26 protein-coding genes are annotated in these 25,926 nt (G+C 70.6%); 12 read left to right on the top strand and 14 right to left on the bottom strand.

Translation table 11 applies throughout. From position 1 onward, the window contains the following. Window positions 1-20: 20 nt before the first annotated feature. Together ABD481_RS41205 and ABD481_RS41200 are read right to left on the bottom strand one after the other, a co-directional pair. Complete coding sequence (locus tag ABD481_RS41205; protein WP_344671347.1) at window positions 21-920, bottom strand: hypothetical protein; 900 nt, start codon at window positions 918-920, stop codon at window positions 21-23. Window positions 921-943: 23 nt separating this feature from the next. Continuing rightward, window positions 944-1,441, bottom strand: a complete 498-nt coding sequence (locus tag ABD481_RS41200) for a SigE family RNA polymerase sigma factor (RefSeq protein WP_344671346.1) — start codon at window positions 1,439-1,441, stop codon at window positions 944-946. A 108-nt stretch (window positions 1,442-1,549) separates the two neighbouring features. Between ABD481_RS41200 and ABD481_RS41195 the strand changes: the two genes are divergently transcribed. Further along, on the top strand, window positions 1,550-2,755 hold the full coding sequence (locus ABD481_RS41195) for an AI-2E family transporter (protein WP_344671345.1): 1,206 nt from the start codon (window positions 1,550-1,552) through the stop codon (window positions 2,753-2,755). On the opposite strand, the gene ABD481_RS41190 is transcribed toward ABD481_RS41195, so the two are convergent. Together ABD481_RS41190 and ABD481_RS41185 are read right to left on the bottom strand one after the other, a co-directional pair. After that, complete coding sequence (locus tag ABD481_RS41190) at window positions 2,712-3,035, bottom strand: DUF2087 domain-containing protein (protein ID WP_344671344.1); 324 nt, start codon at window positions 3,033-3,035, stop codon at window positions 2,712-2,714. The two genes, ABD481_RS41195 and ABD481_RS41190, sit on opposite strands and share 44 nt — an antisense overlap. A 40-nt stretch (window positions 3,036-3,075) precedes the next feature. Next, window positions 3,076-3,816, bottom strand: coding sequence for an alpha/beta hydrolase (locus ABD481_RS41185; RefSeq protein WP_344671343.1), 741 nt, complete (start codon window positions 3,814-3,816; stop codon window positions 3,076-3,078). 129 nt (window positions 3,817-3,945) lie between these two features. Between ABD481_RS41185 and ABD481_RS41180 the strand changes: the two genes are divergently transcribed. From ABD481_RS41180 to ABD481_RS41165, 4 genes are all read left to right on the top strand, one after another. Beyond that, on the top strand, window positions 3,946-4,941 hold the full coding sequence (locus ABD481_RS41180) for an ABC transporter ATP-binding protein (protein WP_344671342.1): 996 nt from the start codon (window positions 3,946-3,948) through the stop codon (window positions 4,939-4,941). Between the two features lies 1 nt (window position 4,942). Continuing rightward, window positions 4,943-6,217, top strand: a complete 1,275-nt coding sequence (locus ABD481_RS41175) for an ABC transporter permease (RefSeq protein WP_344671341.1) — start codon at window positions 4,943-4,945, stop codon at window positions 6,215-6,217. Between the two features lie 72 nt (window positions 6,218-6,289). After that, window positions 6,290-7,465: an ABC transporter ATP-binding protein gene (locus ABD481_RS41170; RefSeq protein ID WP_344671340.1), complete on the top strand. Its 1,176-nt coding sequence runs from the start codon at window positions 6,290-6,292 to the stop codon at window positions 7,463-7,465. Between the two features lie 44 nt (window positions 7,466-7,509). Next, window positions 7,510-8,364 (top strand): ABC-2 transporter permease, encoded by an 855-nt coding sequence (locus ABD481_RS41165; RefSeq protein WP_425559400.1) that lies wholly within the window; start codon window positions 7,510-7,512, stop codon window positions 8,362-8,364. 82 nt (window positions 8,365-8,446) lie between these two features. On the opposite strand, the gene cax is transcribed toward ABD481_RS41165, so the two are convergent. Together cax and ABD481_RS41155 are read right to left on the bottom strand one after the other, a co-directional pair. After that, window positions 8,447-9,550 (bottom strand): calcium/proton exchanger, encoded by a 1,104-nt coding sequence (cax, locus tag ABD481_RS41160; protein ID WP_344671338.1) that lies wholly within the window; start codon window positions 9,548-9,550, stop codon window positions 8,447-8,449. Window positions 9,551-9,571: 21 nt separating this feature from the next. Continuing rightward, a complete protein-coding gene (locus ABD481_RS41155; RefSeq protein ID WP_344671337.1) occupies window positions 9,572-10,150 on the bottom strand; it encodes a TetR/AcrR family transcriptional regulator in 579 nt (192 codons plus the stop codon). 131 nt (window positions 10,151-10,281) lie between these two features. On the opposite strand from ABD481_RS41155, the gene ABD481_RS41150 reads away from it, so the two are divergent. Together ABD481_RS41150 and ABD481_RS41145 are read left to right on the top strand one after the other, a co-directional pair. After that, entirely contained in the window at window positions 10,282-10,965 is a 684-nt protein-coding gene (locus tag ABD481_RS41150; RefSeq protein WP_344671336.1) for an FMN-dependent NADH-azoreductase, read from the top strand. A gap of 1 nt (window position 10,966) precedes the next feature. Then, window positions 10,967-11,287, top strand: a complete 321-nt coding sequence (locus tag ABD481_RS41145) for a DMT family transporter (RefSeq protein WP_344671335.1) — start codon at window positions 10,967-10,969, stop codon at window positions 11,285-11,287. A gap of 32 nt (window positions 11,288-11,319) precedes the next feature. Here ABD481_RS41145 and ABD481_RS41140 read toward each other — a convergent pair whose 3' ends face one another. From ABD481_RS41140 to ABD481_RS41130, 3 genes are all read right to left on the bottom strand, one after another. Next, a complete protein-coding gene (locus ABD481_RS41140; protein WP_344671334.1) occupies window positions 11,320-12,084 on the bottom strand; it encodes a class I SAM-dependent methyltransferase in 765 nt (254 codons plus the stop codon). Window positions 12,085-12,183: 99 nt separating this feature from the next. Next, entirely contained in the window at window positions 12,184-12,510 is a 327-nt protein-coding gene (locus ABD481_RS41135; protein ID WP_344671333.1) for a hypothetical protein, read from the bottom strand. A 13-nt stretch (window positions 12,511-12,523) separates the two neighbouring features. Beyond that, window positions 12,524-14,311 carry a 3-hydroxyacyl-CoA dehydrogenase family protein gene (locus tag ABD481_RS41130; RefSeq protein ID WP_344671332.1) on the bottom strand — a complete coding sequence of 596 codons (1,788 nt, stop codon included), beginning with the start codon at window positions 14,309-14,311 and terminating at the stop codon, window positions 12,524-12,526. Between the two features lie 142 nt (window positions 14,312-14,453). Between ABD481_RS41130 and ABD481_RS41125 the strand changes: the two genes are divergently transcribed. Beyond that, window positions 14,454-15,425: an LLM class flavin-dependent oxidoreductase gene (locus ABD481_RS41125; protein WP_344671331.1), complete on the top strand. Its 972-nt coding sequence runs from the start codon at window positions 14,454-14,456 to the stop codon at window positions 15,423-15,425. A gap of 168 nt (window positions 15,426-15,593) precedes the next feature. Here ABD481_RS41125 and ABD481_RS41120 read toward each other — a convergent pair whose 3' ends face one another. After that, window positions 15,594-15,998, bottom strand: a complete 405-nt coding sequence (locus ABD481_RS41120; RefSeq protein WP_344671330.1) for an SCO5389 family protein — start codon at window positions 15,996-15,998, stop codon at window positions 15,594-15,596. Window positions 15,999-16,142: 144 nt separating this feature from the next. Further along, window positions 16,143-16,820 carry an endonuclease NucS gene (nucS, locus tag ABD481_RS41115; RefSeq protein WP_344671329.1) on the bottom strand — a complete coding sequence of 226 codons (678 nt, stop codon included), beginning with the start codon at window positions 16,818-16,820 and terminating at the stop codon, window positions 16,143-16,145. A 233-nt stretch (window positions 16,821-17,053) separates the two neighbouring features. Here nucS and ABD481_RS41110 point away from each other — a divergent pair, with 233 nt between their 5' ends. Continuing rightward, on the top strand, window positions 17,054-17,377 hold the full coding sequence (locus tag ABD481_RS41110) for a hypothetical protein (RefSeq protein ID WP_344671328.1): 324 nt from the start codon (window positions 17,054-17,056) through the stop codon (window positions 17,375-17,377). A gap of 119 nt (window positions 17,378-17,496) precedes the next feature. On the opposite strand, the gene ABD481_RS41105 is transcribed toward ABD481_RS41110, so the two are convergent. Next, on the bottom strand, window positions 17,497-19,452 hold the full coding sequence (locus ABD481_RS41105) for a methylmalonyl-CoA mutase family protein (protein ID WP_344671367.1): 1,956 nt from the start codon (window positions 19,450-19,452) through the stop codon (window positions 17,497-17,499). Window positions 19,453-19,838: 386 nt separating this feature from the next. Here ABD481_RS41105 and ABD481_RS41100 point away from each other — a divergent pair, with 386 nt between their 5' ends. Then, window positions 19,839-21,350 carry an MFS transporter gene (locus ABD481_RS41100; RefSeq protein ID WP_344671327.1) on the top strand — a complete coding sequence of 504 codons (1,512 nt, stop codon included), beginning with the start codon at window positions 19,839-19,841 and terminating at the stop codon, window positions 21,348-21,350. Between the two features lie 100 nt (window positions 21,351-21,450). Here the strand turns inward: ABD481_RS41100 and ABD481_RS41095 are convergent, their stop codons facing one another. Both ABD481_RS41095 and murA read right to left on the bottom strand, forming a co-directional pair. Next, window positions 21,451-22,302 carry a 3-hydroxyacyl-CoA dehydrogenase family protein gene (locus tag ABD481_RS41095; protein WP_344671326.1) on the bottom strand — a complete coding sequence of 284 codons (852 nt, stop codon included), beginning with the start codon at window positions 22,300-22,302 and terminating at the stop codon, window positions 21,451-21,453. Window positions 22,303-22,482: 180 nt separating this feature from the next. Further along, window positions 22,483-23,799 (bottom strand): UDP-N-acetylglucosamine 1-carboxyvinyltransferase, encoded by a 1,317-nt coding sequence (gene murA, locus ABD481_RS41090; protein ID WP_344671325.1) that lies wholly within the window; start codon window positions 23,797-23,799, stop codon window positions 22,483-22,485. Window positions 23,800-23,885: 86 nt separating this feature from the next. On the opposite strand from murA, the gene ABD481_RS41085 reads away from it, so the two are divergent. Further along, window positions 23,886-25,292 carry a hypothetical protein gene (locus tag ABD481_RS41085; protein ID WP_344671324.1) on the top strand — a complete coding sequence of 469 codons (1,407 nt, stop codon included), beginning with the start codon at window positions 23,886-23,888 and terminating at the stop codon, window positions 25,290-25,292. A 35-nt stretch (window positions 25,293-25,327) separates the two neighbouring features. Further along, a partial coding sequence (locus tag ABD481_RS41080; protein WP_344671323.1) for a cob(I)yrinic acid a,c-diamide adenosyltransferase occupies window positions 25,328-25,926 on the top strand: 599 nt, incomplete at its 3' end.

The following is a 25,926-nucleotide window of genomic DNA, read 5'->3' as shown; positions in this document are numbered from 1 at the left end:
ACACCGGCCGGACGGTCAGGTCACGAGTCCTGGTTCGAGGGCAGGTTCGGCGGCATCGAGTGGTTGTCGGCGCTGCCGATCTTCCGGCCGCTCGCGTCGTACAGGTCGAAGTCGATGTCGGGGACGGTGCCGGCCGCCACCGGCAGGACGTAGATGCTCCGGTCGACGCCGGGGGCCGGCACCGTGGTGACGGTGACCGGGGCCGCGACGCCCTGGAGATGCGCGACGATCTTGGCGACCCGCGCCCGGGCGGTGCCGACCACCAGGAATCCGGAGCCGCCCGGCACCCCCTGTGTCAGATCACTGACAAAGGTGGTGTCCGGCCGGCTGCCTTCGCAGTACAGCCCGGTACGGTTGGCGGCGCTGTCGGCGGTGACGTGGCCACCATCCGTGATCATCACGTTCAGGCACCGCGAGTTCTCGGTCAGTGCGTTGTCGCCGCGGCCGGGGACGGCCGAGACGGTCCAGTGCTTGCCGCCGAGGTCCCCCTCGAACAGCAGCTTCGGCGCGGTCGGCAGGGGACCGACCGGATAGTTCTGAGCCGTCGACGGCGTGATCGGCGGTTTGGTCGACGGCGTGGTCGACGGCTCGATCGACGGCGTGGTCGACGATTTGGCGGACGGTTCGGTCGACGGCGCCGCCGCCGAGGACACCGTCGCCACCACCGGCTTCACCGCCCCGCCCGACGCCGCCGGCGCTCCGCCGGGCCCGGAGGCGAACGCCAACGCGGCCACCGGCACCGCCGCCACGACCGCCAGCGCACCGCCGGCCACACCGCTCCGCCGCGCCCGCACCCGGCGGGTGCCGGCCGCGACGATGGCGTCGGTCGGCGGCAGAGCAGTCCCGGCCGTCCCAGCCGTCGCAGCCGTCATCGGTTCCAACAGTTCGCGCAGCGCGGAGCCGTCGAATTCCTCGTCCATGGTCACCTCATTCGGAAGAGAAGTCATTTCGCCGCCAGGGCGACCGTGTGCGTCCGCAGCTTGGCCAACGCCTTCGCGGCCTGGCTTTTCACGGTCCCGACCGAACACCCGAGAATCGCCGCGGTCTGCGCTTCGCTGTAGTCCTCCCAGTAGCGCAGCACCACCACCTCCCGCTGCCGTTTCGGCAGCGCGGCCAACGCCGCCCACAGCAACGCGCGCTGTTCCAGGTGCGCCGTGGGGTCCTCGCTCCCGCGGTCCGGCGGGGCGTCGGTCAGGTCCTCGTCGACCCGCCGCTTGCGGAAGCGGTTCTTGTTCTGGTTGATCAGGATCCGCATGGTGTAGGCGTCCATGTCGTGCGCGGCCCGCACCCGGGACCACGAGCTGAACACCCGCACCAGGGCTGCCTGGGCCAGATCCTCGGCATGTCCGCGATCACCGGTCAGCAGCACCGCGGCGTGCACCAGCCGCGTCCACCGGCCCGCCACGAACTGCCGGAACTCGGCCTCGTCCTCAGCCTTCATCGGCACCTCCTTCGCTCATGCAGACCCGCGCTCGGAAGGATTGAGTTGCCCGGCGGGCGCGATCGGCCGTCGGCCCCACAGACACCCACCTCAACTAGACTCGCCCCCATGACCGCCGACCAGGCCAGCACCGACCCCGCCCGCCACGAGCAGGCGGCCAAGCCGGCGCTCACTCGGACGCCGCCGTTCGCCATAGGGCTGGTGGGCGGCTTCGGGGTGCTGGCGGCGTACTATCTGGGCCGCACGCTGACCAACGTCATCGACATCATCGTCCTGGTGACCATGGCCCTGGTACTGGCGGCGGGCCTGAATCCGTTCGTGGAGATGCTGATCGCGCGCGGCTTCCCGCGCCGGTGGGCGGTGACGGTCGTGGCCCTGGCCGCGCTGGCGTTGTTCGCCGGCTTCATCATCGTGATCGCCAAGCCGCTGACCGAGCAGACCGCGTCGCTGGTCCACAACGGCGTTCCCGACGGCCTGCGCAAGTTGCAGGAGAACTCGACGATCCAGCGCTGGGACAAGAAGTACCACCTGATCGACAAGGCCCAGAAGTGGTTCGCCGACGCCGACACCACCAAGACCCTGGCCGGCGGCGCCTTCGGCTTCGGCAAGGCGGTGCTCACCAGCGTCTTCAAGGCCTTCACCATCCTGATGATGACCCTGTACTTCCTGGGCTCGCTGCCGAACCTGGTCTCCGGCGGCCTGAAGCTGGTGCCGCGCTCGCGGCGGGAGCGCGCGGCGGACCTGACCGAGCGGGTGCTGAACCGGGTCGGCGGCTACGTCTCCGGCGCCCTGGTGGTGTCCACCTGCGCCACCATCGCCAGCTGGATCGCGATGGCGATCATGAAGATCAACTTCGCGCTGCCGCTGGCGCTGCTGGTCGGCCTGACCGACCTGATCCCGATCATCGGGGCCACCTTCGGCGCGTTCGTGGCCTGCACGGTGATCCTGCTGCTGGACAGCCCGTTCAAGGCCCTCGCGGCCCTGATCTTCTTCGTGCTGTACCAGCAGCTGGAGAACTACCTGGTGTATCCGCGCGTGATGAGCCGCACCGTGGACCTGCCGCCGGCGGTGGCGGTGATAGCGGCGCTGGCCGGCTACGCGCTGCTCGGCGTGAGCGGCGCGCTGTTGTTCATCCCGCTCACGGCCGGCCTGATGGTGATCGTGCGCCAGGTCGTCATGCCGGCGCAGGACCGCGATCCCGACGCCGAGCCGCCGCCACCGACGGCGACGCCCGCACCACCACCACCCGCGCCACTCTCCACGCCGCTTCCTACGCCGGAAGCCGGTACTCCCGTCCAGCCCGATCCCGCGTAAGGTTCCGGGTCTCGACCAGATACCGGCGCAGCGCCACGTAGTCGTCGAAGACGCTCATCAACGCCGCGTTGACCTCCGGCTCGGAGTACGTGCGCCCGGGCTCGAAGGCCCGGGTGGCGATATGTTTCAGCAGCCGCTCGCGCAAGTCCTGGCTGCGCCCGCGCATCGTCGGCATCTGCACCAGGCGGCCATGGCTGTAGAGCTGGGCGATCTGCGGGTCGTCGCTGCCCGAACCGCGGTCGGCGGGCTGACGGAATCGGGTTTCCTTCGGAGTGTCCATACTCCGATCCTCGCCGGGGCTCCCGCCCCGGCCAACCGAATTACTCCGTGAAGGTCTCGTACTCGCCGTCCCACGTCGTCGGCAGCGGATACGCCCGCGGGTTCACCCGCTTGACGATCTCGTTGTGGGCGCGCTGCACGTACTTCTCCCCCACCCACAGGTGCTTGGCCCCGTCGACCCCGATCACCTCGGCCTGCGGAATCCGCGCGAACCGCTCGCGCGCCTCCTCCGGCCGCAGGTAGTCGTCGAACTCGGGCACCAGCACCAGCACCGGCTTCCCGGTGGCCGCCCAGCGGTCCAGATCCTCGGGAGCCGAGTAGCGCAACGGCGGCGAGAGCAGGATCAGGCCCTCGATCGAGGGATCGGCCCCGTGCATCAGCGCCAGGTCGGTCCCGAACGACCAGCCGACCAGCCACCGGTTCGGCAGATCCTCGAACTCTGCGAACTCGATCGCCGCCTGGACGTCGAACCGCTCCCCCACGGCGTTGTCGAACGCGCCCTGGCTCCGCCCGGCCGGCGACTCGGTGCCCCGGGTGTTGAAGCGCAGCACCGCCAGGTCCGCCAGCGCCGGCAGGCGCCACGCGGCCTTGCGGTAGACGTGGCTGTCCATGAACCCGCCGTGCGTGGGCAGCGGGTGCAGCGTGACCAGCGTCCCGGCCGGCGTCCGTCCGTCCGGGGGCAGCGCCAGCTCGCCGACCAGATCCAGGCCGTCGGCGGTGGTCAGCGTCACCGGACGCCGCCGCGCCGGCAGGATCGTCGAAGCTCGAATCTCGGTGCTCATCGCCCTCCACGGTACCTCGCCGCGATCACCTCGGAGCACTGCCGCTCCGCCACCCCCTACTTCGGTATGGGGCCCGCTGAAAACCTGAGACGGAGGACGCACCGGCGCCGATCCCGGTACCGTCTCCCCATGATCGAAGCGATAGGGCTCACCAAGCAGTACGGCGACAAGAAAGCCGTGGACGGCTTGACTTTCACCGTACGCCCGGGGATGGTGACCGGCTTCCTCGGCCCGAACGGCGCCGGCAAGTCCACCACGATGCGGATGATCCTGGGGCTGGACGCCCCGACCTCCGGCACCGTCACCGTGAACGGCCGCCCGTACGTCAAAGCCGTGGCGCCGATGCGCGAAGTGGGAGCGCTGCTGGACGCCAAGGCCATCCACGGGGGACGCACCGCCTACAATCACCTGCTCGCGCTCGCGCAGTCCAACCGCCTCCCGGCCCGGCGGGTCGGCGAGGTGCTGGAGCTGACCGGCCTGACCCAGGTCGCCAAGAAGCGCTCCGGCGGCTTCTCCCTGGGCATGGGCCAGCGCCTGGGCATCGCCGCCGCGCTGCTCGGCGATCCCAGGGTCCTGATGTTCGACGAGCCGGTGAACGGCCTGGACCCGGACGGCATCCGCTGGATCCGCGAGTTCATGCGCCGACTGGCCGGCGAGGGGCGCACGGTGTTCGTCTCCAGCCACCTGATGTCGGAGATGGAGCACACCGCCGACCACCTGATCGTCATCGGCCGGGGCCGGCTCCAGGCCGACTGCTCGGTCAAGGACTTCATCGCGCGCAACTCCGAGCAGACCGTGACGGTCCGCACCCCGGAGACCATGAAGCTGCTCCAGCTGCTGGCCGGCAAGGGCGCCCGCGTCTCCAACGACGAGACCGGGCTGATCACGGTGCGCGGCGCCACGCCGCAGCAGATCGGCGACCTCGCCTTCGACCACCAGATCCGCGTGCACGAGCTGGCCCCGCACCAGGGCTCCCTGGAAGAGGCGTTCATGGAGATGACGCGCGACCAGGTCGAGTACCGGGCCGTCGCCGTCGGCGCCGGCCCGAACGGACCGGGTGGCCCGGGCGGCCCCGTCCCACCGCAGAACCCTTACGCCCCCGGCCAGATGATCGGAGCCCGCTGAGATGAGCACGCCCACGCCCACCGGGCAGCCCACCCCCGGCTTCGTTCCGCCGTCCGGCCAGCCGGGCAGCCAGCCAAACAGCCAGCAGAGCAGCCAGCAGGGGCCGCCGAACCACGGTTACGCCGCGCCGGCGGGCCAGGTCCCGCAGCAGCCCCGGACGCCTGTACCGCAGTCCGCGCAGACCCCGGGATACGGACCGCCGGCCGACTACTCGTCGGCACCGCCGCAGGGCTTTCCCGCGCCGCAGCCCGGCTCCGCCGTGCCCGCCGCCGGCTACCCGGCCCCGGCCCCGGCGCCCGCTCCCCCGAACCCGTACGCCGGCCCACCGGCGCAGCCACAGCCGCAGCCGTACGGCTTCCCGGCACCGCAGCCGGGCTTCCCGGCACCCCAGCCCGGGCCCGGATTCCCGGCCCCGAACCAGGGCTTCGGGCCGCCGAGCCCGGTCCCGAGCCAGAACCCGCACCAGAACCCGCACCAGAACCTCGGTCCCAACCCGTTCCCGAACGCCAAGGCCAGTTTCGGCGCCGCGCTCCACTCCGAGTGGACCAAGATCCGCAGCGTCCGCTCCACCTTCTGGACGCTGCTGGTCACCATGGCCATCACCATCGGCCTCGGCGCGCTGTTCGCCTTCGGCGCGGTGCAGCACATCAGCCCCGGCGACCGCGTCGACGGCGACTGGCCCGCGCACGCCATGTCCGGCCTGTTCCTCGGCCAGCTGGTGATCGTGGTCTTCGGCGCCATGGCGATCACCGCCGAGTACAGCACCGGCATGATCCGCACCTCGCTGACCAGCCAGCCCCGCCGGGCCACGCTGTTCTGGGCCAAGACCCTGATCGTGACGCTGGTGTCGCTGGCCGTCGGGCTGATCTGCTCGTTCAGCTCGTTCGTGATCGCCTCGGCGATCTACTCCGGCCACGACATCCACATGAGCCTGTCCGACGGCGACACCCTGCGCGCGGTCTACGGCGGCGGCCTGTACCTGGCGGTCAGCGCGCTGCTCGCGTTCGGGCTCGGCGCGGTCCTGCGGCACACCGCCGGCGCCATCACCACGGCCGTCGGGCTGCTGTTCGTGCTGTGGATCCTGGTCGCGTTCCTGCCCAGCAGCTGGCGCACCGACATCGCGAAGTGGGTGCCGTTCAACGCCGGGATGCAGATCATCACCACCCAGCCGACCGACGACATGCTGGCCCCGTGGACCGGATTCGCGGTCTTCGCCGGCTATGCCGTGGCGGCGATCGTCCTGGGCGCGATCGTGATGCGCAACAAGGACGCCTGATCGGGCCTTTTCAGTAAGCTGGGACGGGGCCGGGACGCCGGCTCCGTCTCACGCTGTCGACTGGGGGCTGCCGTGATCGAAGTGCACGACTTGTCCAAACGTTATGGGGACAAGACCGCCGTCGACCATTTGACGTTCGCGGTCCAGCCCGGCCGGATCACCGGGTTCCTCGGGCCCAACGGGGCCGGCAAATCCACCACGATGCGCCTGATCCTGGGTCTGGACCGGCCGAACTCGGGCACCGCGACCATCGGCGGCGTCCCCTACCCGGCGCTGCGCGAGCCGCTGCGGAAGGTCGGCGCGCTGCTGGAGGCGCGGGCCGTCCACACCGGCCGCTCGGCCTACAACCACCTGTGGTGCCTGGCGCAGAGCCAGGGACTGCCGCGCCGCCGCGTCGACGAGGTGCTGGCCCTGGTCGGCCTGACCGAGGTGGCCCGCAAGCGGGCCGGCGGCTTCTCGCTGGGCATGGGCCAGCGGCTGGGCATCGCCGCCGCGCTGCTCGGCGATCCGCAGGTGCTGATCCTGGACGAGCCGGTGAACGGCCTGGACCCGGAGGGCGTCCTGTGGATCAGGAACCTGATGAAGTCGCTGGCCGGCGCGGGCAAGACCATCTTCGTCTCCAGCCACCTGATGAGCGAGATGGCGCAGACCGCCGACCACCTGATCGTGATCGGCCGCGGCACCCTGATCGCCGACGAGTCGGTGGACGCCTTCATCGCGCGCTCCTCCGACCAGTCGGTCCTGGTCCGCACGCCGCAGCCGGCACAGCTGGTCAAGGAGCTGGAGCGCCCGAACGGGTCCGACACCGGCGCGGTCACCGTGGTGACGAAGGACGACGGCGCGCTCGTCGTGCGGGGCATGACGGCCGCGGAGATCGGCGAGAAGGCCTCGGCGGCCCGGGTGGTGCTGCACGAGCTGACGCCGCAGCGGGCCTCGCTGGAAGAAGCCTTCATGGAGATGACGCGCGACTCGGTCGAGTACCACACGGGTCCTGACGCCGCGGGCGGTCCGCCGGCCGGGGCCGGTCCGGACAGTGTCGGTGCGGACGCCGGTATCGGTGCGGGTGTCGGCGTCGGTTCGGGTGTCAGTGTCGGTGCGGGCGTCGGTATCGGTGCGGGCGTCGGTGGCGGCAGCGCCGCCGAAGCCGCCGCCGCGGCGCCTTCCGCACCCCCGGCACCCCCCTCGGCGTCCTCCCCACCCTCCGCACCCTCCGCACCGCCCGCCAGCGAGAGCGAGGCCGCAGAATGACCGGCGACGGCACCACGACCGCCTCGACCACCCCGACCACTCCGATCGCCCCGACGACCCCCGCCCCGACCGCCGGCGGCCTCGCCACCGGCGGCGGCAGCGGCCCTTCCGGCGCCTCGGCCTTCCCGCGGCTGCTGGCGATGGAGTGGACGAAGTTCCGCAGCGTCCGCTCGACGGTGTACTCGCTGCTCATCTTCGTCGTGGTCACCCTGGGCCTGGTCCTGCTGATCACCTCGCTGACCGTGCACGGCTGGGACACGCTCGACGCCGACCGGCGCGCGGCCTACCTGCGGGACCCGGTCGGCAGCATCCTCGGCACCGGACTGGGCCTGGGCCAGCTGGCGATCTGCGTGCTGGGCACGATGATCATCACCTCCGAGTACAGCACCGGCATGATCCGCGCCTCGCTGCTGGCCGTGCCGAAGCGCTACCCCGTCCTGGCGGCCAAGGGACTGGTCTTCGCCGTGGTGACGTTCGTCATCGGCGAGATCGTCTCCTTCGGCGCGTTCGGCATCGGGGCGCCGATCCTGCACAGCAAGGTCAAGGTCGCCATCAGCGACCCCGGGGTGCTGCGCGCACTGGTGGGCACCGGGCTGTACCTGATGATGCTCGGGCTGTTCGCGATGGCCGTCGGGACCCTGATCCGGCACACCGCCGGCGCCATCACCGGCGTCATCGCCTTCGTGCTGGTGCTGGCGCCGCTGGCGCAGCTGCTGCCGGGATCGGTCGGCAAGCACATCCACGCCTACCTGCCGACCGAGGCCGGACAGCTCGTGGGGCAGTCGGTGCAGGGGCCCAAGGACTTGCTGTCGCCGTGGCAGGGCTACGGGGTCTTCTGCTTGTGGACAGCCGTGCTGCTGATCCTGGCCGGGTGGGTGCTGGAGCGGCGCGACGCCTGATACCCGGGCCGACGTGGGTCACCGGGTAGCCGTTGACAGGTCCGCGGCGAGACGCCGAACGTCTCGCCGCGGACCTTGCCCGTCACCCCCACCAGAAAGCGGCCGCCACCAACACGTACAGCCCGATCATCGCCGCCCCCTCCAACCAGTCCGACTCCCCGTCGGAGATCAGATACAGCACCGCCAGGGTCGCTATCCCGACCGTCGCCACCAGCATCGGTGCGAAGACCAGCGTGAACGGCGCGCCGCCGATCAGCGGCGAGGCCAGCACCAGCACCGGCGCCAGCACCAACGCGATCTGCAACGGGCTGTTCAGCACCACCGACAGGGCGTGGTCGGCGCGATTCTGCCAGGCGAGCTTCACGCCGACGGCGTTCTCCACGGCGTTGCCCGCGATGGCGACGATCACCAGGCCGGAGAACGCCTGCGAGATGTGCAGTGCCTCCATCGCCGGGGTCAGCGCGTCGACGAACCGGTCGGAGACGAAGGCGGCCCCGAGGCCGGCCAGCGCCAGCATGGTGACCGCCAGCCACAGCGGCCAGCTGGTCTCCTTCTCCGCACCGAGTTCCTTCCTCGCCTCGGCCGCGTCCTCGGCGAGCGTCGGTTCGAGGTCGCGGCGCAGACTCGCCGGGATCGACAGCACGAACACGACGAGCAGCACGACCGCGGTCACCCGCGACAACGCCACCTCGTGTCCGCCGGCCGGCGAGTGCACGTAGGAGGCCAGGCTGGGGATGAGCATCGACGCCACCGACAGGATCATCAGGCCCATGATCAGCCGCGCCCGCTGCGCCGAGAACCGGAGCACGCCGTGCTTGGCGCTGCCGACCACGAACGACAATCCCAGCACCAGCAACAGGTTGGCCATGATCGAGCCGATGATCGCGGAGCTCACGACGGTCGTGAGCCCGGCCCGCAGCGCGAAGATGGAGACGAACAGCTCCGGCAGATTGCCCAGCGCCCCCTGCAACACCCCGACCGCCCCGGCGCCGAGCCGGTCGGCCAGGTGGTCCACGGACCGCCCGACCAGAGCCGCGAGCAGCGTCACCGCGATCGCCGAGACCAGGAACGGTGCCAGCGACCCGCTCGTCACCACCGCGGACCCGACCGTGAAGGTCGCCGCCAGCCCGAGCAGCACATAGTCCGACCGCGAGAAAACCCGTGAGAGCCCCGTGAGTGCCGTCATGCCTCGGGACTATAGGGCATGTCAGCCCAGGTACTTACCTGCCAACGCACTGAGTGCGCGGACATAGCGCTCCGGGGTCACCCCGATGTCACGCTGCCGGCGATACAAATCCGGAGCCAACGGCGCCAGCAGCAGGTCCGCGGCCGTGTCCGGATCCGCAATCCCCGCGGCGGACGCCAACAGCCGCACATGCTGCCGCCAGAACGCGTACGCGCCGGTGGCGTATCGGGCCGCCCCCACCTCGGCACCCAGATACAGGTGCACGTGCCGCTCCAACAGCTCGACCTGGGCCTCGTAGAACGCCGCCAGCCGCTCCGCGGGTGTGGCGGCCGGCCCGCTGGAGGCGGGCTCGGGTCCCAGCGGCCCCGGACCGCGCAGAATCCGTTCCTGGATAACCCTTTCGTGCTCGTCCAGCAGCGCCTGCGCGATCGAGGCCCGATCCGGATACCGCCGGTACAGCGTTCCGCGCCCGACCCCGGCGGCCTTGGCGATGTCGTCCATGGTGACCGCCCCCGGATCCCCGGCGGCAAACAGCTCCTCCGCCGCCGCGAGGACCCGCGCGCGGTTCCGCGCAGCGTCCGCGCGTTCTTTCTCAGGCATGGCTCCACCCTAAAGAGAAGTGGACAGCGTGTCCATTTCGAGGTTATGGTCGAGACCGATCAAGCGGACAGCATGTCCACTTATCTGGATCCGGCCTCCGGACCCGGGAACGATCCGCGAAGGAGCGAACCATGCCGCACCTCCTCCACCTCACCGCCGGCGCCCGCCGCGCCTCCCACTCCGCCCGCGTCGCCGACGCCTTCGCCGAGTCCTGGCTCGCGGCCACCCCCGACGCCGTCCACACCCGCCGCGACCTCACCGAGCAGCCGGTCCCGCCGATCCGCGAAGCCTGGACCACGATCTGCGACACCCTGCTCCGCGAAGGGATCACCGACATATCCCGCTATCCGGAGGCCGTCCGCACTCCCGCCGAGCGCGAGGCCTGGAGCATCGTCGAGCCCTTGCTCGCCGAGCTCGTCGCCGCCGACGTCGTCCTGATCGGCTCGCCGATGTACAACTTCGGCGTCTCCGCCGCGTTGAAGGCGTGGATCGACCAGGTCACGTTCCCCAAGATGGATCTGGCCCCGCGGCGCTTCGTCATCGCCTACGCGCGCGGCGGCAGCTATCTGCCGGGCGCGCCGCGCGAGCCGTACGAATACCAGGTCCGCTACCTGCTCGACTTCTTCGCCGGCCACTACGCGATCCCGGCCGCCGACGTGCACGTCGTCGGCGCCGAGCTGACCAACGCCCTCGTCGACCCGGGACTGGCCGCGCGCCGGCCCCAGCACGAGGACTCGCTCGCCCGGGCCCTGGCCGACGCCGCCGCGCTCGGCCGGTCGCTGGCCCTGGGTCGCGCGCTCATGGAAGGAGTCTGAGATGCCCTGGATCTTGTTGCTGCTGGCCGGTCTCGTGGAGGTGGCCTGGTCGCAGAGCATCGCCCCGACCAACGGCTTCACCCGTCCGCTGCCGACGGCCGTGTGCGTGGTCGTCGGCGCGGCCTCGGTGTACCTGCTCTCCCGCGCGATGCGCGACCTCCCGGCCGGCACCGCCTACGCGATGTTCACCGGCATCGGGACGGTCGGCGCGATCGGGCTCGGGGTCCTGGTCCGGCACGAGCAGCTGACCGCCGGGAAGGCGGCCGCGCTCGCGCTGATCGTCGGCGGCCTGGTGCTCACGCGCCTGACCGCCGCCGAGTGAGTGGGACGGTCCGGACCGTCAGGCCAGCGGCATCAGGCCTCTGGCTTGCGGGCCTCGATGAGGAACCGCCGCGAATACGCGACGAACGGCCCCTCGCTCCGGATCTGGTCGTGCAGCCGCCGCAGATCGTCCCGGTACTTCTCGACCGTGAAGTCCGGGACGAACCAGATCACCTTGCGCAGGAAGTAGACCATCGCCCCGACGTCGAAGAACTCCATCCGCAGCTCGGCCTCGCGCAGGTCCACGACCTCGAGCCCGTACTTCTCGGCGTCGTGCCTGGCCAGCGCCGGCTCCCGGAAGCTCTTGCCGGTCGGCTTGGGGCCGAGGAAGTACTCGTACACCTCGTGCCCGCTGTCCGGCCCGACGTGCTGCGAGAAGTAGGTGCCGCCGGGTGCCAGCACCCGCGCCACCTCCCGCCAGTGCGCCATCACCGGGTGCCGGCTGGTCACCAGGTCGAAGGTGCCGTCGGCGAACGGCAGCGGCGGCTCGTCCTCGTCGGCGACGACGATCACGCCCTGGTCCCGCAGGTTCCGCTGCGCCACCGCGATGTTCGGCGCCCAGCCCTCGGTGGCGACCGTGGCCCCGGAGGGCCGCTGCGCCACCCCGGCCAGCACCTCGCCGCCGCCGGTCTGGACGTCCAGATGCATGTGGGCCCGGCCGATCCGCTCCCCGAGCAGCCGCTGATAGCCCCACGGCGGGCGCTCCTCGGTGGCTCGGCCGTCGAGCCACGAGAAGTCCCAGCCGCTCACGTCGACCGCGTCGGCCTCCGCGATCAGTTCCTCGAATGTGCGGTCCATGGAGGAGAATGATCGCGGGTCGGCACCCCTGATCGCCAGATGCCGCGGCCCTGTCCGGGCACTTACTTGCCGAAGGTTTACTCAAGCCTTACGCGGGCCTCAGCGTGGCCGCCGCCGCCCCCGCGCGTTCCAGCACGGCGTGTGCCAATGCCGCCGGTCCTGGACGTCCCGGCTGTAGTCCGCCTTGGGCCAGGCCACCACGTGCGGCACCCCGGCCCGGATCTCCTGGTCGCAGCCGGGGCACCGGTAGACCTTCTGCGCCGCCTGGCCCGGAACCGCCCGCACGGCCCAGTCCCGGCCGTCCGGACCGGGCTCCACGCGGTCGTAGCCGAGCACCCGCGACGCCATCCGCGCGGCGGCGCCGTCCTGGTCGTCGTCCCCCGGGACGGCGTCGGGACGGCGGGGCGGGCGGCGGCGCGGGCTCATGGGACAAGGGTAATCAGCGCGCGCCGTGATCCCGGAACCCGCGCCCGGCCTTGCGCCCCAGATATCCGGCGGTCACCAGATGCTCCAGCAACGGCGCCGGGGCGAAGCCGGGCTCGCGGAACTCCTGGTACAGCACCCGCTGGATGGCCAGCGACACGTCCAGGCCGACCACGTCCAGCAGCTCGAACGGGCCCATCGGGTAGCCGCAGCCGCGCTTCATGGCGGTGTCGATGTCGTCGGCGGTGGCGTAGTGCGCCTCCAGCATCCGCACGGCGTCGTTCAGGTACGGGAACAGCAGCGCGTTCACGATGAACCCGGCCCGGTCGCCGCAGTCCACCGCGACCTTGCCCAGGCGCGCGCACACGGCGTGCACGGTGGCGAGGACGTCGTCCGCGGTCTTGACCGTGCGCACCACCTCGACGAGCTTCATCACCGGCGCCGGGTTGAAGAAGTGCACGCCGACCACGTCGGCGGGGCGCTGCGTGGCCATGGCGCACTCGATGACCGGCAGCGAGGAGGTGGTGGTGGCCAGGACCGCGCCGGGCTTGCAGATCTTGTCGAAGTCGGCGAACAGCGCCCGCTTCACCTCGACGTCCTCCACGACCGCCTCGACCACCAGGTCGCACTCGGCCAGCGCGCCCAGGTCGATGGTCCCGTGCAGGAGCAGCATCGCGGCGTCCCGCTTCTCCTCGGCGAGCTTCCCGCGCTGCACCGCCTTCTCCAGCGACCGCGCGATCGCGGTCTTGGCCGCCTCCACCTTCGCCGAGGCGCGGGCGATGAGCACGGTCTCGTAGCCGGCCTTGACGCAGACCTCGGCGATGCCGGAGGCCATGGTGCCCGAGCCGACGACGCCGATCCGGGTCACCGGCCGGGCCGCCGCGCCGTGCCGGGCGCCGCCGGCCTCGGGGGTCTGCCCGTCGGCCACCACCACCGGGGAGTCGGAGCCCTCGTAGGTGTAGAAGCCGCGGCCGGTCTTGCGGCCCAGCAGCCCGGCGACCGCCATCTGCTTCAGGATCGGCGCCGGGGCGTGCAGCCGGTCCCGCGACTGCTTGTACATCGTGTCGAGGATCTCGTAGGCGGTGTCGACGCCGATCAGGTCCAGCAGCGCCAGCGGCCCCATCGGCAGGCCGCAGCCCAGCCGCATCGCGGTGTCGATGTCCTCGCGGGTGGCGTACTTCTGCTCGTACATCGACACCGCGTGGTTCAGATACCCGAACAGCAGCGCGTTGGCGATGAAGCCGGCGCGGTCGCCGCAGGTGACGTCGTCCTTGCCGAGCCGCCGCACCAGGGCCTCGACGTCGGAGACCACCTCGGGATCGGTGACCACGGTGCGCACCACCTCGGCCAGCTTCATCACCGTGGCCGGGTTGAAGAAGTGCACCCCGACCACGCGGGACGGGCGCGCGGTGGCCACCGAGATCTCGGTCACCGACAGCGCCGAGGTGTTGGTGGCCAGGATGGTCTCCGGCGGGCAGATGGCGTCCAGGCGCTGGAAGACGGAGCGCTTGAGGGCCAGGTCCTCCGGGACCGCCTCGACCACGAGTTCGGCCGCCGCCAGGTCCTCCAGGGAGGTGCTGTAGGTGATGCGGCCGTGCAGGTCCTCGGCCTCGGCCTCGGTGAGCTTGCCGCGCTTGACGGCGCGCGCCACGGAGGACTGGAGGTGGCCGCGGCCGCGGGCGATGTCGTCGGCGTCGACGTCCACGCCGATCACCGCGATCCCGTTGCGCGCCATGACTTCGGCGATGCCGGCGCCCATCGTGCCCAGGCCGACGACGCCAATGGTGGTGAACTCGCGGGGCATGGCTATCCGTCTCCTTGAGTTGGCTACTCGCAGCTCGTGAGGGATGGAGTCTGCGGTTACCGGTCAGTATCTACGGACGACATGCCATCTGACACCACCTGTTCGGCTGTGAGAGTGCTCACTTCGCTACACACTGGTACCCATGCGGATCGGCGTTTTTCTGGTGGCGGCGGACTTCCCGGGAGTCTCGCCCGAACGGGCCTTGCGCACCGCCCTCGACTACGGGATCGCGGCCGAGGACGCCGGGTTCGACGACGTCTTCGTCGCCGAGCACCACTTCATGCCCTACGGCACCTGTCCGTCGGCGCTGACCTTCGCGGCGCTGCTGGCCGGGCGCACCAGCCGGATCGGCGTGGGCACCGCGGTGACCGTGATGTCCACCTCGCACCCGGTGGCGGTGGCCGAGCAGGCGGCGATGCTGGACGTGCTGACCGGGGGCCGGTTCACGCTGGGCGTCGGGCGCGGCGGGCCGTGGGTGGACCTGGAGGTGTTCGGCACCGGTATGGAGGGGCTCTCGCACCGGGCGTTCGCCGAGGCGCTGGACCTGCTGGAGGCGTGGGGCGCGCAGGACTCGGTCGCCTACGACGGGGAGTTCCACCGGTTCCGCGAGGTGCCGGTGGTGCCGCGCGGACGGCCGCCGGTCCTGGTGGCGTGCACGTCGCCGGAGACGGCGCGGCTGGCGGCGCGGCACCGGCTGCCGATGCTGCTCGGGATGCACGCCGACGACCTGGAGAAGGCGGCGATGGTGCGGCATTACGGCTACCGCGCGCCGCACGTATCGACGATGGTCGCGCAGGTCGCCGACTCCCGGTCGGCGGGCGTGGCGCTGCTGCGGCGGACGATGCCGACGTGGCTGGGCCCGGGGCTGGCGGCGCATGTGCGGTTCGACGGCGCGGTGGCGACGATGCGGGATCCGGTCTCCTACGCCGAGCACCTCACGTCGTTCCACCCGATCGGTCCGGCGGGGTACTGCGCCGAGCGGATCCTGGAGTCGGGGTGGGCCACCGGCATGGAGCGTTTCCTGCTGTTCGTGGAGGGCGGCGGGCCGGAGCACACGCTGGCGAACATCAAGGCTCTGGGAAGTTCGGTGCTGCCGCTGCTGCGAGCGGAGTGAAGCCGCGGGCGGGGCGGACGCATCGCCGGTGGCGTCCCCTGCCCCCTGGGACGCCACCGGCTGCTCGCGGAAGTCCTCGACTCTCGATTCGGGGTGCCCGCACCAGCCCGTATACGGCGCACGGCTACCGGCCCGAACCGTCCCCACCAGTGCCGGGGATCCGCGGTCCTAGCAGTCCCGCAGCAGCGGCGACTGGTTCAGGAGTTGCGCGCGGACCGAGGTGAAGGTGCGGTAGCCGTCGGAGTCGCGCGGCGTGCCGGCGGGGAACACCGCGACGCGGTGGCAGTTCTGGAAGGCCAGGCGGACGCCGAAGTGCCGCTCCAGGCAGCCGCGGATGCTGTCGCTGGCCAGGGCGCGCAGCAGCTGCCCCCGGGCCTGCTCGTCCGGCGGCGGGACGGTGTTGTCGACGAACCCTGACTCGCCGGTGCCGTCGACGTGCAGGCGGGTCGACAGGTCGCTGACCATCTGCCAGGCGTACGGCAGCGAGGTGCGGACGCAGTCGGCGAACTGCTCGTCGGAGACCTCGCCGAGCTCGGCCGCGGCGAGCAGTTCCGGGGATACGTCGAGGGACATGTCAGAAGGCTCCTCCCGGTTGGGGGTACACCTAGAGGCATGGCCAATCCCGGAGGTCTTCTAACCTGTCGGGACGAAGGGCTTTCAAAACGACATCAGTGCACGACTGATGTCCAACTTTCGCCCGCCGTACACCCCGCGTCCTCAGAACAGGCGGGCCGACGGATCGTCCATCCCGCGCAGCACCTCGTAGTCCAGCACCGCGCACTCGATGCCGCGGTCGACGGCCAGGGTGCGGGCCTGGGGCTTGATCTCCTGGGCCGCGAAGACGCCGCGGACCGGGGCCAGCAGCGGGTCCCGGTTGAGCAGGTCGAGATAGCGGGTGAGCTGCTCGACGCCGTCGATCTCGCCGCGGCGCTTGATCTCGACGGCGACGTGGGCGCCGGCGGCGTCGCGGGCCATGATGTCCACCGGGCCGATGGCGGTCGGGTACTCGCGGCGGACCAGGGTGAAGCCGGGGCCCAGAGTCTCGATCTGCTCGGCGAGCAGCTCCTGCAGGTGGGCCTCGACGCCGTCCTTCTGCAGGCCGGGGTCGACGCCGAGCTCGTGGCTGGAGTCGTGCTCGATCTCCAGGAGGGTGATGACCAGGCGCTCGCCGGCCTTGTTGGTGACCGTCCACTGGGGTCGGCCGTCCGGCCCGCCGTCGGACTCCTTGAGCACGCACGGCGGCGACATCCAGTTCAGCGGCTTGTACGCGCGGTCGTCGGCGTGGATCGACACACTGCCGTCGGCCTTCACCATGAGCAGGCGCTTGGCCTCCGGGAGGTGCGAGGACAGCCGGCCCGCGTAGTCGACGGTGCAGCGGGCGATGACGATGCGCATGGAATCGGAGCCTACCAACCGGAGCGGCCCATCCCGCACAATCAACCGCCAATGGACCGTAGTACGCCCTACGTAGATCGCCGGAACCCGTTTTCGCAGTTGCCGCTATCATTCAGCACGACACGCTGCTATCCCGCACTCATCACCGTCACGGGAAGGCGTGTAGGGGAGCACGCACACGCCTCGTCGATAGTGTCGATGGGCGCCGTTTCGACGCGAGGAGTCGCAGAACGATGAGTTTCATAGCCAAGGCTCTGGAGATCACTGAAAAGAGCTTCGAGGGGGCCGTCGACCAGCTCGAGGAGTGGAGCGCCCACCGCCACGGCGCGAAGCTCTTTATGAAGCTGGGCATCGCCTACTACGCCGAGCAGCGGCTGGAGGGCCACCACGAGCCGGTGGCGCGGATCATGGACGCCCTCGACGGCCACGCCGCCGAGCACGGCGAGACCGGCCTGGACCACCTGCGGGTGGCGCACGAGGTGCTGGGCCGCGACTTCGCCGGCGAGCACCACCCCGAGGCCGCGGCCGAGAAGGCCGACGAGAAGGCCGACGCCTGACATCTCCGGATATCCAGGAGATCAGGACCCAAATAAGCGTAGAACAAATCAGCGCCCTTCCCTCGGGGATATCCCTTAGGGAAGGGCGCTGATCGCGTCCGGCACGGTGAGGGATCCGCTCAGACGACGGCAGATCCGGCACGCCGGATCTCTTCGACGATGGTGCGCAGGATCTGCGTGATCCCGAAATCCTTGGGCGTGAAGACGGCGGCCACGCCGGCCTCGCGCAGCGCCCGGGCGTCGGCGTCCGGGATGATGCCGCCGACCACCACCGGCACGCCGCCGGCCCCGGCCGCCCGCAGCTCGGCGAGCACCTCGGGCACCAGCTGCAGATGCGAGCCGGAGAGCACGGACAGGCCGACGCAGTGCACGTCCTCGGCCACCGCGGCGGCCGCGATCTGCGCCGGGGTCAGCCGGATGCCCTGGTAGACGACCTCGAACCCGGCGTCGCGGGCCCGGACCGCGATCTGCTCGGCGCCGTTGGAGTGGCCGTCCAGGCCGGGCTTGCCGACCAGCAGCCGCAGCCGGCGGCCGAGGTCGGCCGAGGCCCGGTCCACGTCGTGGCGCAGGCCCACCAGCTCCTCGGACGGGATCGCGGTGCCGACCGAGCCCGAGACGCCGGTCGGCGCCCGGAACTCGCCGAACACCTCGCGCAGCACGCCGGTCCACTCCCCGGTGGTGACGCCGGCCCGGACGCAGGCCAGGGTGGCGTCCATCAGGTTGGCCGGCGTCGCGGCCTGCTGACGCAGCCGGTCCAGCGCGGCGCCGGCGGCGGCCGGGTCGCGGCCGTCCTTCCAGGCCCGCAGGGAGCGCACCGCCTCGGACTCCACGGCCGGGTCGACGGTCTGGATGGCGGCGTCCAGGTCCGCGGTGAGCGGGTTCGGCTCGGTCTCGGTGAACTTGTTCACCCCGACCACGACCAGCTCGCCGGACTCGATGCGGGCCCGGCGCTCGGCGTGCGCGCCGACCAGCTGCGCCTTCAGATAGCCGGACTCGACGGCCGCGACGACGCCGCCGAGGTCGGCGATGCGCTCGATCTCGGCGTACGCGGCCTCGGCGATCTCGTCGGTCTTGGCCTGGACCACCGTCGAGCCGGCGAACAGGTCGGGGTACTCCAGCAGGTCGGACTCGTAGGCCAGGACCTGCTGCATGCGCAGCGACCACTGCTGGTCCCAGGGCCGGGGCAGGCCGAGGGCCTCGTTCCAGGCCGGGAGCTGCACGGCGCGGGCGCGGGCGTCCTTGGACAGGGTGACGGCCAGCATCTCCAGCAGGATGCGCTGGACGTTGTTCTCCGGCTGGGCCTCGGTCAGGCCGAGGGAGTTGACCTGGACGCCGTAGCGGAAGCGGCGGAGCTTGTCGTCGGTGACGCCGTAGCGCTCGCGGGTGATGCGGTCCCAGAGGGCTGCGAAGGCCCGGAGCTTGCACATCTCCTCGACGAAGCGCACGCCGGCGTTGACGAAGAAGGAGATGCGGCCGACCACCTGGCCGAAGTCCTCCGGGGCGACCTGGCCGGAGTCGCGGACGCCGTCCAGGACGGCGATCGCCGTCGACAGCGCGTAGGCGACCTCCTGCACCGGCTGGGCGCCGGCCTCCTGGAGGTGGTAGGAGCAGATGTTGATGGGGTTCCACTTGGGGAGGGTGGACACCGTGTAGGCGATGGTGTCGGTGATCAGGCGCAGCGACGGGCCGGGCGGGAAGACGTAGGTCCCCCGGGAGAGGTACTCCTTGACGATGTCGTTCTGCGTGGTGCCGGCCAGCGCGGACAGATCAGCGCCCTGCTCCTCGGCGACGACCTGGTACAGGGCGAGCAGCCACATCGCGGGGGCGTTGATGGTCATCGAGGTGTTCATCCGCTCCAGCGGGATGCCCTCGAACAGCGCGCGCATGTCGCCGAGGTGCGCGATCGGGACGCCGACCTTGCCGACCTCGCCGCGGGCCAGGACCGAGTCCGGGTCGTAGCCGGTCTGGGTGGGGAGGTCGAACGCCACCGACAGGCCGGTCTGGCCCTTGGCCAGGTTCCTGCGATAGAGGGCGTTGGACTCGGCCGGGGTCGAGTGCCCGGCGTAGGTCCGCATCACCCAGGGACGGTCTCGGTCGGTCACGGGGACTCCCAAGTGGTTTGTGTCGCCGCCGGGAGGGATGTGGTCGGCGCTTCGGGTCGGAGCCTACTGACGGGTAACGCGGGTGTCACCGGTGAGCTTGCGCACATCGGGTCGGGTCGTGGTGGAGGGACGAGCTCCACCAGATTTTACCTTGACGTCAAACTTCTTGACACCAAGAGAGCCACTCGGTCAGACTCCCGATGGACCGTCGGGGCTGACACAAGGGGTGGGACGTGGGGATTCGAAGAAACGCGGGGGTTCGTGTCGAAGGGAACGCAGCGGGCGCAGAGCATTCCACCAGGAACCCGGGCACAATCGCCCAACTGCGTAACCCACCCGGGGGACACGACGCCCGGACCATGCTCCTCGCCCTGTTCCTGGACCGGACCGGCAGCGGCGTATGGACCTCAGCAGCGGTGCTCTACTTCACGGTGATCTCCGGACTCACCGCCGGCCAAATCGGCCTGCTGCTGGGCACCGCCGGCCTGATCGGCATCGCCGCACCACCGATAGCGGGACGACTGGCGGAGCGATTCGCAGTCCGGTCGATCCTGGTGACCTGCCACGGAATACGAATACTGACACTCTGCGCGGTACCGCTGTGCCACACGTTCACGCCACTGCTGGCGGTAACGACGGCGACGACCCTGTGCGACCGGGCGTCGAAGACGATGGAGATCCTGTTCGCGACGCAGGTGGCGGGAACGCAGCGCGCGACGTACCGGGCGTTGATGCGGGTGGTGATGAACGCGGCGTTCGCGCTGGGCGCCGGGGTGGCGGCGATCGCGGTCGCGGTGGGGACGCGGGGGGCTTATGACGCGCTGGTGGTTGGGGATGGGTTGTCGTATGTGGCGGTGGGGGCGATGGTGCTGCGGACGGGGCGGACGGGGCGGAGGGGGGTGGGGGTTCGGGACGCTGGGGTGGTGGCGGGGAACATCGTGGCGAGCGGCAGCAAAGTGGCGAGCGCTGTAGCGGCGAACGGTTTGGCAGGGAGCGGCGGGGCACCTGGCGAGGCGGTGGGCGGTGGAGCGGCGAGCGGTGCGGCGGCGAGCGGCAGCCTGGCGAGCGCCAGCAAAGTGGCGAGTGGTGGTGTGGCGGGCAGCACCGTGACGAGCGCTGTGGCTCGAAGCAGCATCGTGGCGAGCGGTGTGGCGGCGAACAGTTTGGCAGGGAGCGGCGGGGCACCTGGCGAGGCGGCAGGCGGTGTAGTGGTAAGCGGCGGTGTGGTGGCGAGCGCTGGCGGAGCGGCGAGTGGTGGCGAAGCAGTTTTGCGGCCGCGGAACCCGTGGCGGGATCCGGGCTATTTGTTGTTCGTTCTGCTCGACATCTTTATGAACCTGGATGATGCGGTCCTGATGGTCGGTCTGCCGCTGTGGGCTGTCACGCGTACTGAGGCGCCGCATGCGGTGGTGCCGGCGGTGCTGGTGATCAACACTCTGATGGTGGTGTTCCTTCAGATGCCGGTCTCCACGCGGGTGGTCGGTACGCGGGCGGCGGCGGGTGCGGTGGCGTGGTACGGCGTGGCGTTGCTCGGTGGGTGTGCGTTGATCGCGGTGTCGGCGTCGGGTGGGGCGGTGTTCGCGGGGGTGATGTTGTTGGGTGCGGCTGTGGTGGTGACGATCGCGGAGTTGGTGCGTTCGCTGGCGTCGTGGGAGTTGGCGGTGGCGCTGGCTCCCGGTGAGGCGCAGGCCTCGTACATAGGTGTGGCGGGTATGGCGCAGGCGATCGAGCGTTCGGCGGGGCCGGTGGCGCTGTCCAGTGCGGTGATGGCTGCCGGGCCGGTCGGGTGGTTGGGGCTGGGGGCGGTGGTGACCGGGCTGGGGGTGGTGCAGCGGGTGGCGAGTTTGCGGCGGTTGGATGCGATGGCGTGAGGGGGCACAAAGGCGGCGATCGTCGGCAGTGAGTTGCCGCCGGTGATCGCCGCCGCGCGCGGGGGTAGTGAGCAGGTGAGGGGTGGGGTGGCGAAACAGATCAGTAGCTGTAGAAGCCCTTGCCCGACTTCCGGCCCAGGTCGCCGGCCGTCACCATGCGGTTGAGCAGCTCCGGCGGGCTGAACTTCTCGTCCTGGGTCTCGGTGTAGATGTTGCGCGTGGCGTTGCGGAGGATGTCGACGCCGGTCAGGTCGGTGGTGGCCAGCGGGCCCATGGCGTGGCCGAAGCCGAGCTTGCAGGCCAGGTCGATGTCCTCGGCGGTGGCGACGCCGGACTCGTAGAGCTTCACCGCCTCCACCACCAGGGCGGCGATCAGGCGGGTGGTCACGAAGCCGGCGACGTCGCGGTTCACCACGATGCAGGTCTTGCCGACCGCCTCGGCGAACTCGCGGGCCTTGGCCAGGGTCTCGTCGGAGGTCTTGTAGCCGCGGACCAGTTCGCACAGCTGCATCATCGGCACCGGGGAGAAGAAGTGGGTGCCGACCACGTCCTCCGGGCGCGCGGTGACGGCCGCGATCTGGGTGATCGGGATCGCCGAGGTGTTGGTCGCCAGCACCGCGCCCGGCTTGGCCAGGCGGTCCAGCTCGCGGAAGATGTCCTGCTTGACCTCGACGCTCTCGAACACCGCCTCGACCACGACGTCGGCGCCGTCCACGGCCTCGGCCAGGTCGGTGGTGGCCGACAGCCGTCCCAGCGCGGCCTCCACCTCCTCGGGGGTGTAGCGGCCCTTCGAGGCGAACTTCTCGAGGGAGGCGCGGATGCCGTCGGTGCCGCGCTTCAGGGCCTCGTCGGTGACGTCGCGCACCGCCACGTCGTACCCGGCGGCCGCGGCCACCTGGGCGATCCCCGAACCCATCAGTCCGGCGCCGATGACGGCGAGCTTCTTCGACACTGCGCTACCTCGTGCTTCTCAAATAGTGAGTTGCTAGGACGTCCAAAAGATAACCCAGGTGCGGAGTCCGGCCGGGTGGGGCGACGGGTCGGGGTAACGGATATCACGGTGCGCAAAAAGTCGGGGCCCGGCCCGACTCCCAAGAAGGAGAGTCGGGCCGGGCCCCGGAGATTCACTGGATCAGGGGTAAGGGTCCGGGTCCGGTTCGCGCTCGATCGTCGCCCCCAGCGACCGCAGCTGCGTCACCAGCCCCTGGTAGCCCCGGTCGATGTGCCGCACGTCGGACACCGTCGTGTACCCGTCGGCGACCAGCCCGGCCAGCACCAGCCCGGCCCCGGCCCGGATGTCGGTGGCCCGCACCGGCGCCCCGGACAGCCGCTCCACCCCGCGCACGATCGCGTGGTGGCCCTCGGTCCGCACCGACGCCCCGAGCCGCGCCAGCTCCTGGAGGAACACGAACCGCGCGTCGAACAGGTTCTCGGTCACCATCGACGTGCCCTCGGCGATCGAGTTCATCGCGGCGAACAGCGGCTGGAGGTCGGTCGCGAAGCCGGGGTAGGGCAGCGTGATGATGTCCACGGCCTTGGGCCGGCGGTCCATCGAGACCCGGAAGCCGTCCTCCTCGGCCCGGACGTCGGCGCCGGCCTGCGTCAGCTTGTCCAGCGCGATCTCCAGGTGCGCGGCGTTGCCCCCGGCCACCCGGACGTCGCCCCGGGTCATGGTGGCCGCGACGGCGAACATCCCGGCCACGATCCGGTCGGCGACCACCTTGTGCGGCGCCGGCGCCGGGCGCAGCCCGTCCACGCCGTGGATCACGAGGGTCGAGGTCCCGGCCCCCTCGATCTGCGCGCCCATCGAACTGAGCAGCGCGCAGATGTCGACGATCTCGGGCTCCCGCGCCGCGTTGTCGATCACCGTGGTCCCCCGGGCCAGCACCGCGGCCATCAGGATGTTCTCGGTGGCCCCGACGCTCGGGAAGTCCAGCAGGATGCTGCCGCCGGTCAGCCCGCCGGGGGCGGTGGCGACCAGGAAGCCGTGCTCCTGCGAGATGGTCGCGCCGAGCCGCTCCAGGCCGTCGATGTGCATGTCCAGCCCGCGCGAGCCGATGGCGTCGCCGCCGGGATAGGACACCTTGGCCTCGCCGCGGCGGGCCAGCAGCGGCCCCAGCACGCAGATCGAGGCCCGCAGCCGCCGCACCAGGTCGTAGTCGGCCTCGGTGCCGGGTTCGGCCGGGACGTCGATGACCAGGGTCGAGCCCTGTTGGGGGCCGTCCTCCCGCTCCGGCCCGGGTTTCCAGTCCAGCTCCACGCCGCAGCCGAGGCGGCGCAGGAGTTCGGCCATCAGCTCGACGTCCAGGATGCGCGGCACCGAGCGCAGCTCGGTCCGGCCCTCGGCGAGCAGTGCGACCGCCATCAGCTTCAACGCGCTGTTCTTCGCGCCGCACACGGCGATCTCGCCCGCGAGGCGGGCCCCTCCTGCGACTTTGAAACGCTCCACGGAGCGTCATCCTCGCACAAGGGCATAGCTCTTTCGGGTGACCGGCAGGCAACCTGCGGCTTTCAGTTCGCGTCTTTGTCGTTGCCATGGAGATTCCTGACCACGAAGACCACGAAGACATCACGATATTCACCCTGGGCGAGGGGGCCGCCGGGGTGGAGGAACCGGAGCTGCACCGGCTGCTGCGGGGAATCGCCGACGAGGTGGTACCGGCGCCGCGCGGAGACTTCTACCCGCAGGTGATCAAGCGCGCCACGGCGATCCGGAAGCGGCGGCGCGCGGTGCGGGCGTCGACGGCGACGGCGGTGCTGGCGGCGGCGATCGTGCTGGGGCCGGCGGTGGGGCGCGAGGTGGGGGTGGGGCTGCACCGGGGGGCGGCGGTGGCCGCGCCGCCTTCGGCGGTGGTGGATCTGGCGAGTGCTTATCCGGCGGCGGAGCCGGGTTATGCGGCGATGGTGCCTACGGGGCCGGTGCGGCCGGGGAATGCTTTGAGTTGGGGGGCGCGGGGGGTGGCGTTGCCGGAGGGGGCTGTGGGGATGGCGGCGTCTTATTTGGTGGGGAGGGGTGGGGATCACACTTCGGCGGAGTCCGGGGCTGGGGCTGATGGCGGGGCTGGGGCTGATGGTGCTGTGGCGACGGTGACTGCGACCACGTTGTGGGCTGGGGTCAAGGACGACACGACGGGGGTTGTCGGGGTGCGGGAGGCCGTTGGGGCGAAGGCGGGTGTGCCGAGTGAGGTCAACGTCAATGGGAGTCCGGAGCGGTTGATCGCGCAGAGTGCGCACAAGACGTGGTTGTTCGTGATGCAGGGGTGGACTGTCGGGGCGGATGGGGTGGCGACGTCGCAGGCTCAGCTTTTGGTGGGTGAGTACACGGTGAGCGGGAGCGCGACGAGTATGACGGTGTTCGCGACGCCGGTGGCGTTCGGACACGCGCGGCCGGGGACCGGGGACGACAAGGACGATACGGAGCAGATCGCGGAGTTGTCGGTGTGGTTGCCGGACAGTGATCAGTTGTTGGTGTTGGGGGCTCCGCAGGCGAAGTCGGTGCTGTATGCGAAGACCGGTGGGGATCTGATTCCGCAGAAGACGGTGGATGGGGTGGCTCTGTTCGCGCGGACGCACAGTCTGGTGAAGGGGCAGTATGCGGACACGATTCAGGTGCGGGATGCGAGGAATGTTGCTTTGACGCCGCCGAGGGCTTGGGCTGCGGCTGATTTTTCGTTGACGGGGGTTGGGGGGCGGTGGGTGAGTTCGGAGCCGGGGTGGGTTTTGGTGAAGGGGGAAGGGGAGGGTTTGGGGAGTGGGCGTGTGAAGGGGGCGGGTGTGGGGGTGTCTAGTTTGGTGCCGACTGCTGAGCCGACTGTGGCGCCGACTGTGGCGCCGGCGCCTTCGGGAGCGTCGGGGGCGTCGGGGGCGTCGGGGGCATCGGGAGCTCGTGGGAGCGCGAAGGCTTCGGCGCCGCCGTCTGTGGTGAAGAGTTCGGTGCGCTGAGGCCAACGGGGTGGGGAGCCACTACCGTTGGTGGCATGGTGAACCTGACTCGCATTTACACCCGTACCGGGGATGATGGTACGACCGCGCTCGGCGACATGAGCCGGGTTCGCAAGACGGATGCCCGCCTTGCCGCGTACGCCGATGTCGACGAGGCCAACGCGGCTATTGGGCTGGCGCTCGCGTTCGCGGACAACTCGGCGGCCATGCTGCACGACGGGATCAGGACGCTGCTTCGTCGGATTCAGAATGAGATGTTTGATCTGGGGGCGGATTTGTCGACGCCTCCTGCGGAGAATCCGGAGTATCCGCCGCTCAGGATCGAGGAAGCGTATGTCGAGCGGCTGGAGGCGGAGTGTGATGAGTGGAACTCGACGCTGGAGAAGCTGCGGTCGTTCATTTTGAACGGGGGGACGGTTGTCGCTGCGCAGCTGCATGTGGCGCGGACGGTGACGCGGCGGGCGGAGCGGAGTGCGTGGGCTGCGGTGGAGGCTTATGGGGAGGGGATTAATCCGTTGGCTGTGAAGTATTTGAATCGGTTGTCGGATTTGCTTTTTATTTTGGCGCGGGTGGCGAATACGGATTCGCATGGGGGGGATGGGGATGTTTTGTGGGTGCCGGGTGGGGAGCGGGG

Origin of the sequence: Catenulispora yoronensis (genome assembly GCF_039531695.1) — a bacterium.
GTDB classification, from domain to species: domain Bacteria; phylum Actinomycetota; class Actinomycetes; order Streptomycetales; family Catenulisporaceae; genus Catenulispora; species Catenulispora yoronensis.
This window is presented reverse-complemented; position numbering and strand designations above follow the sequence as displayed.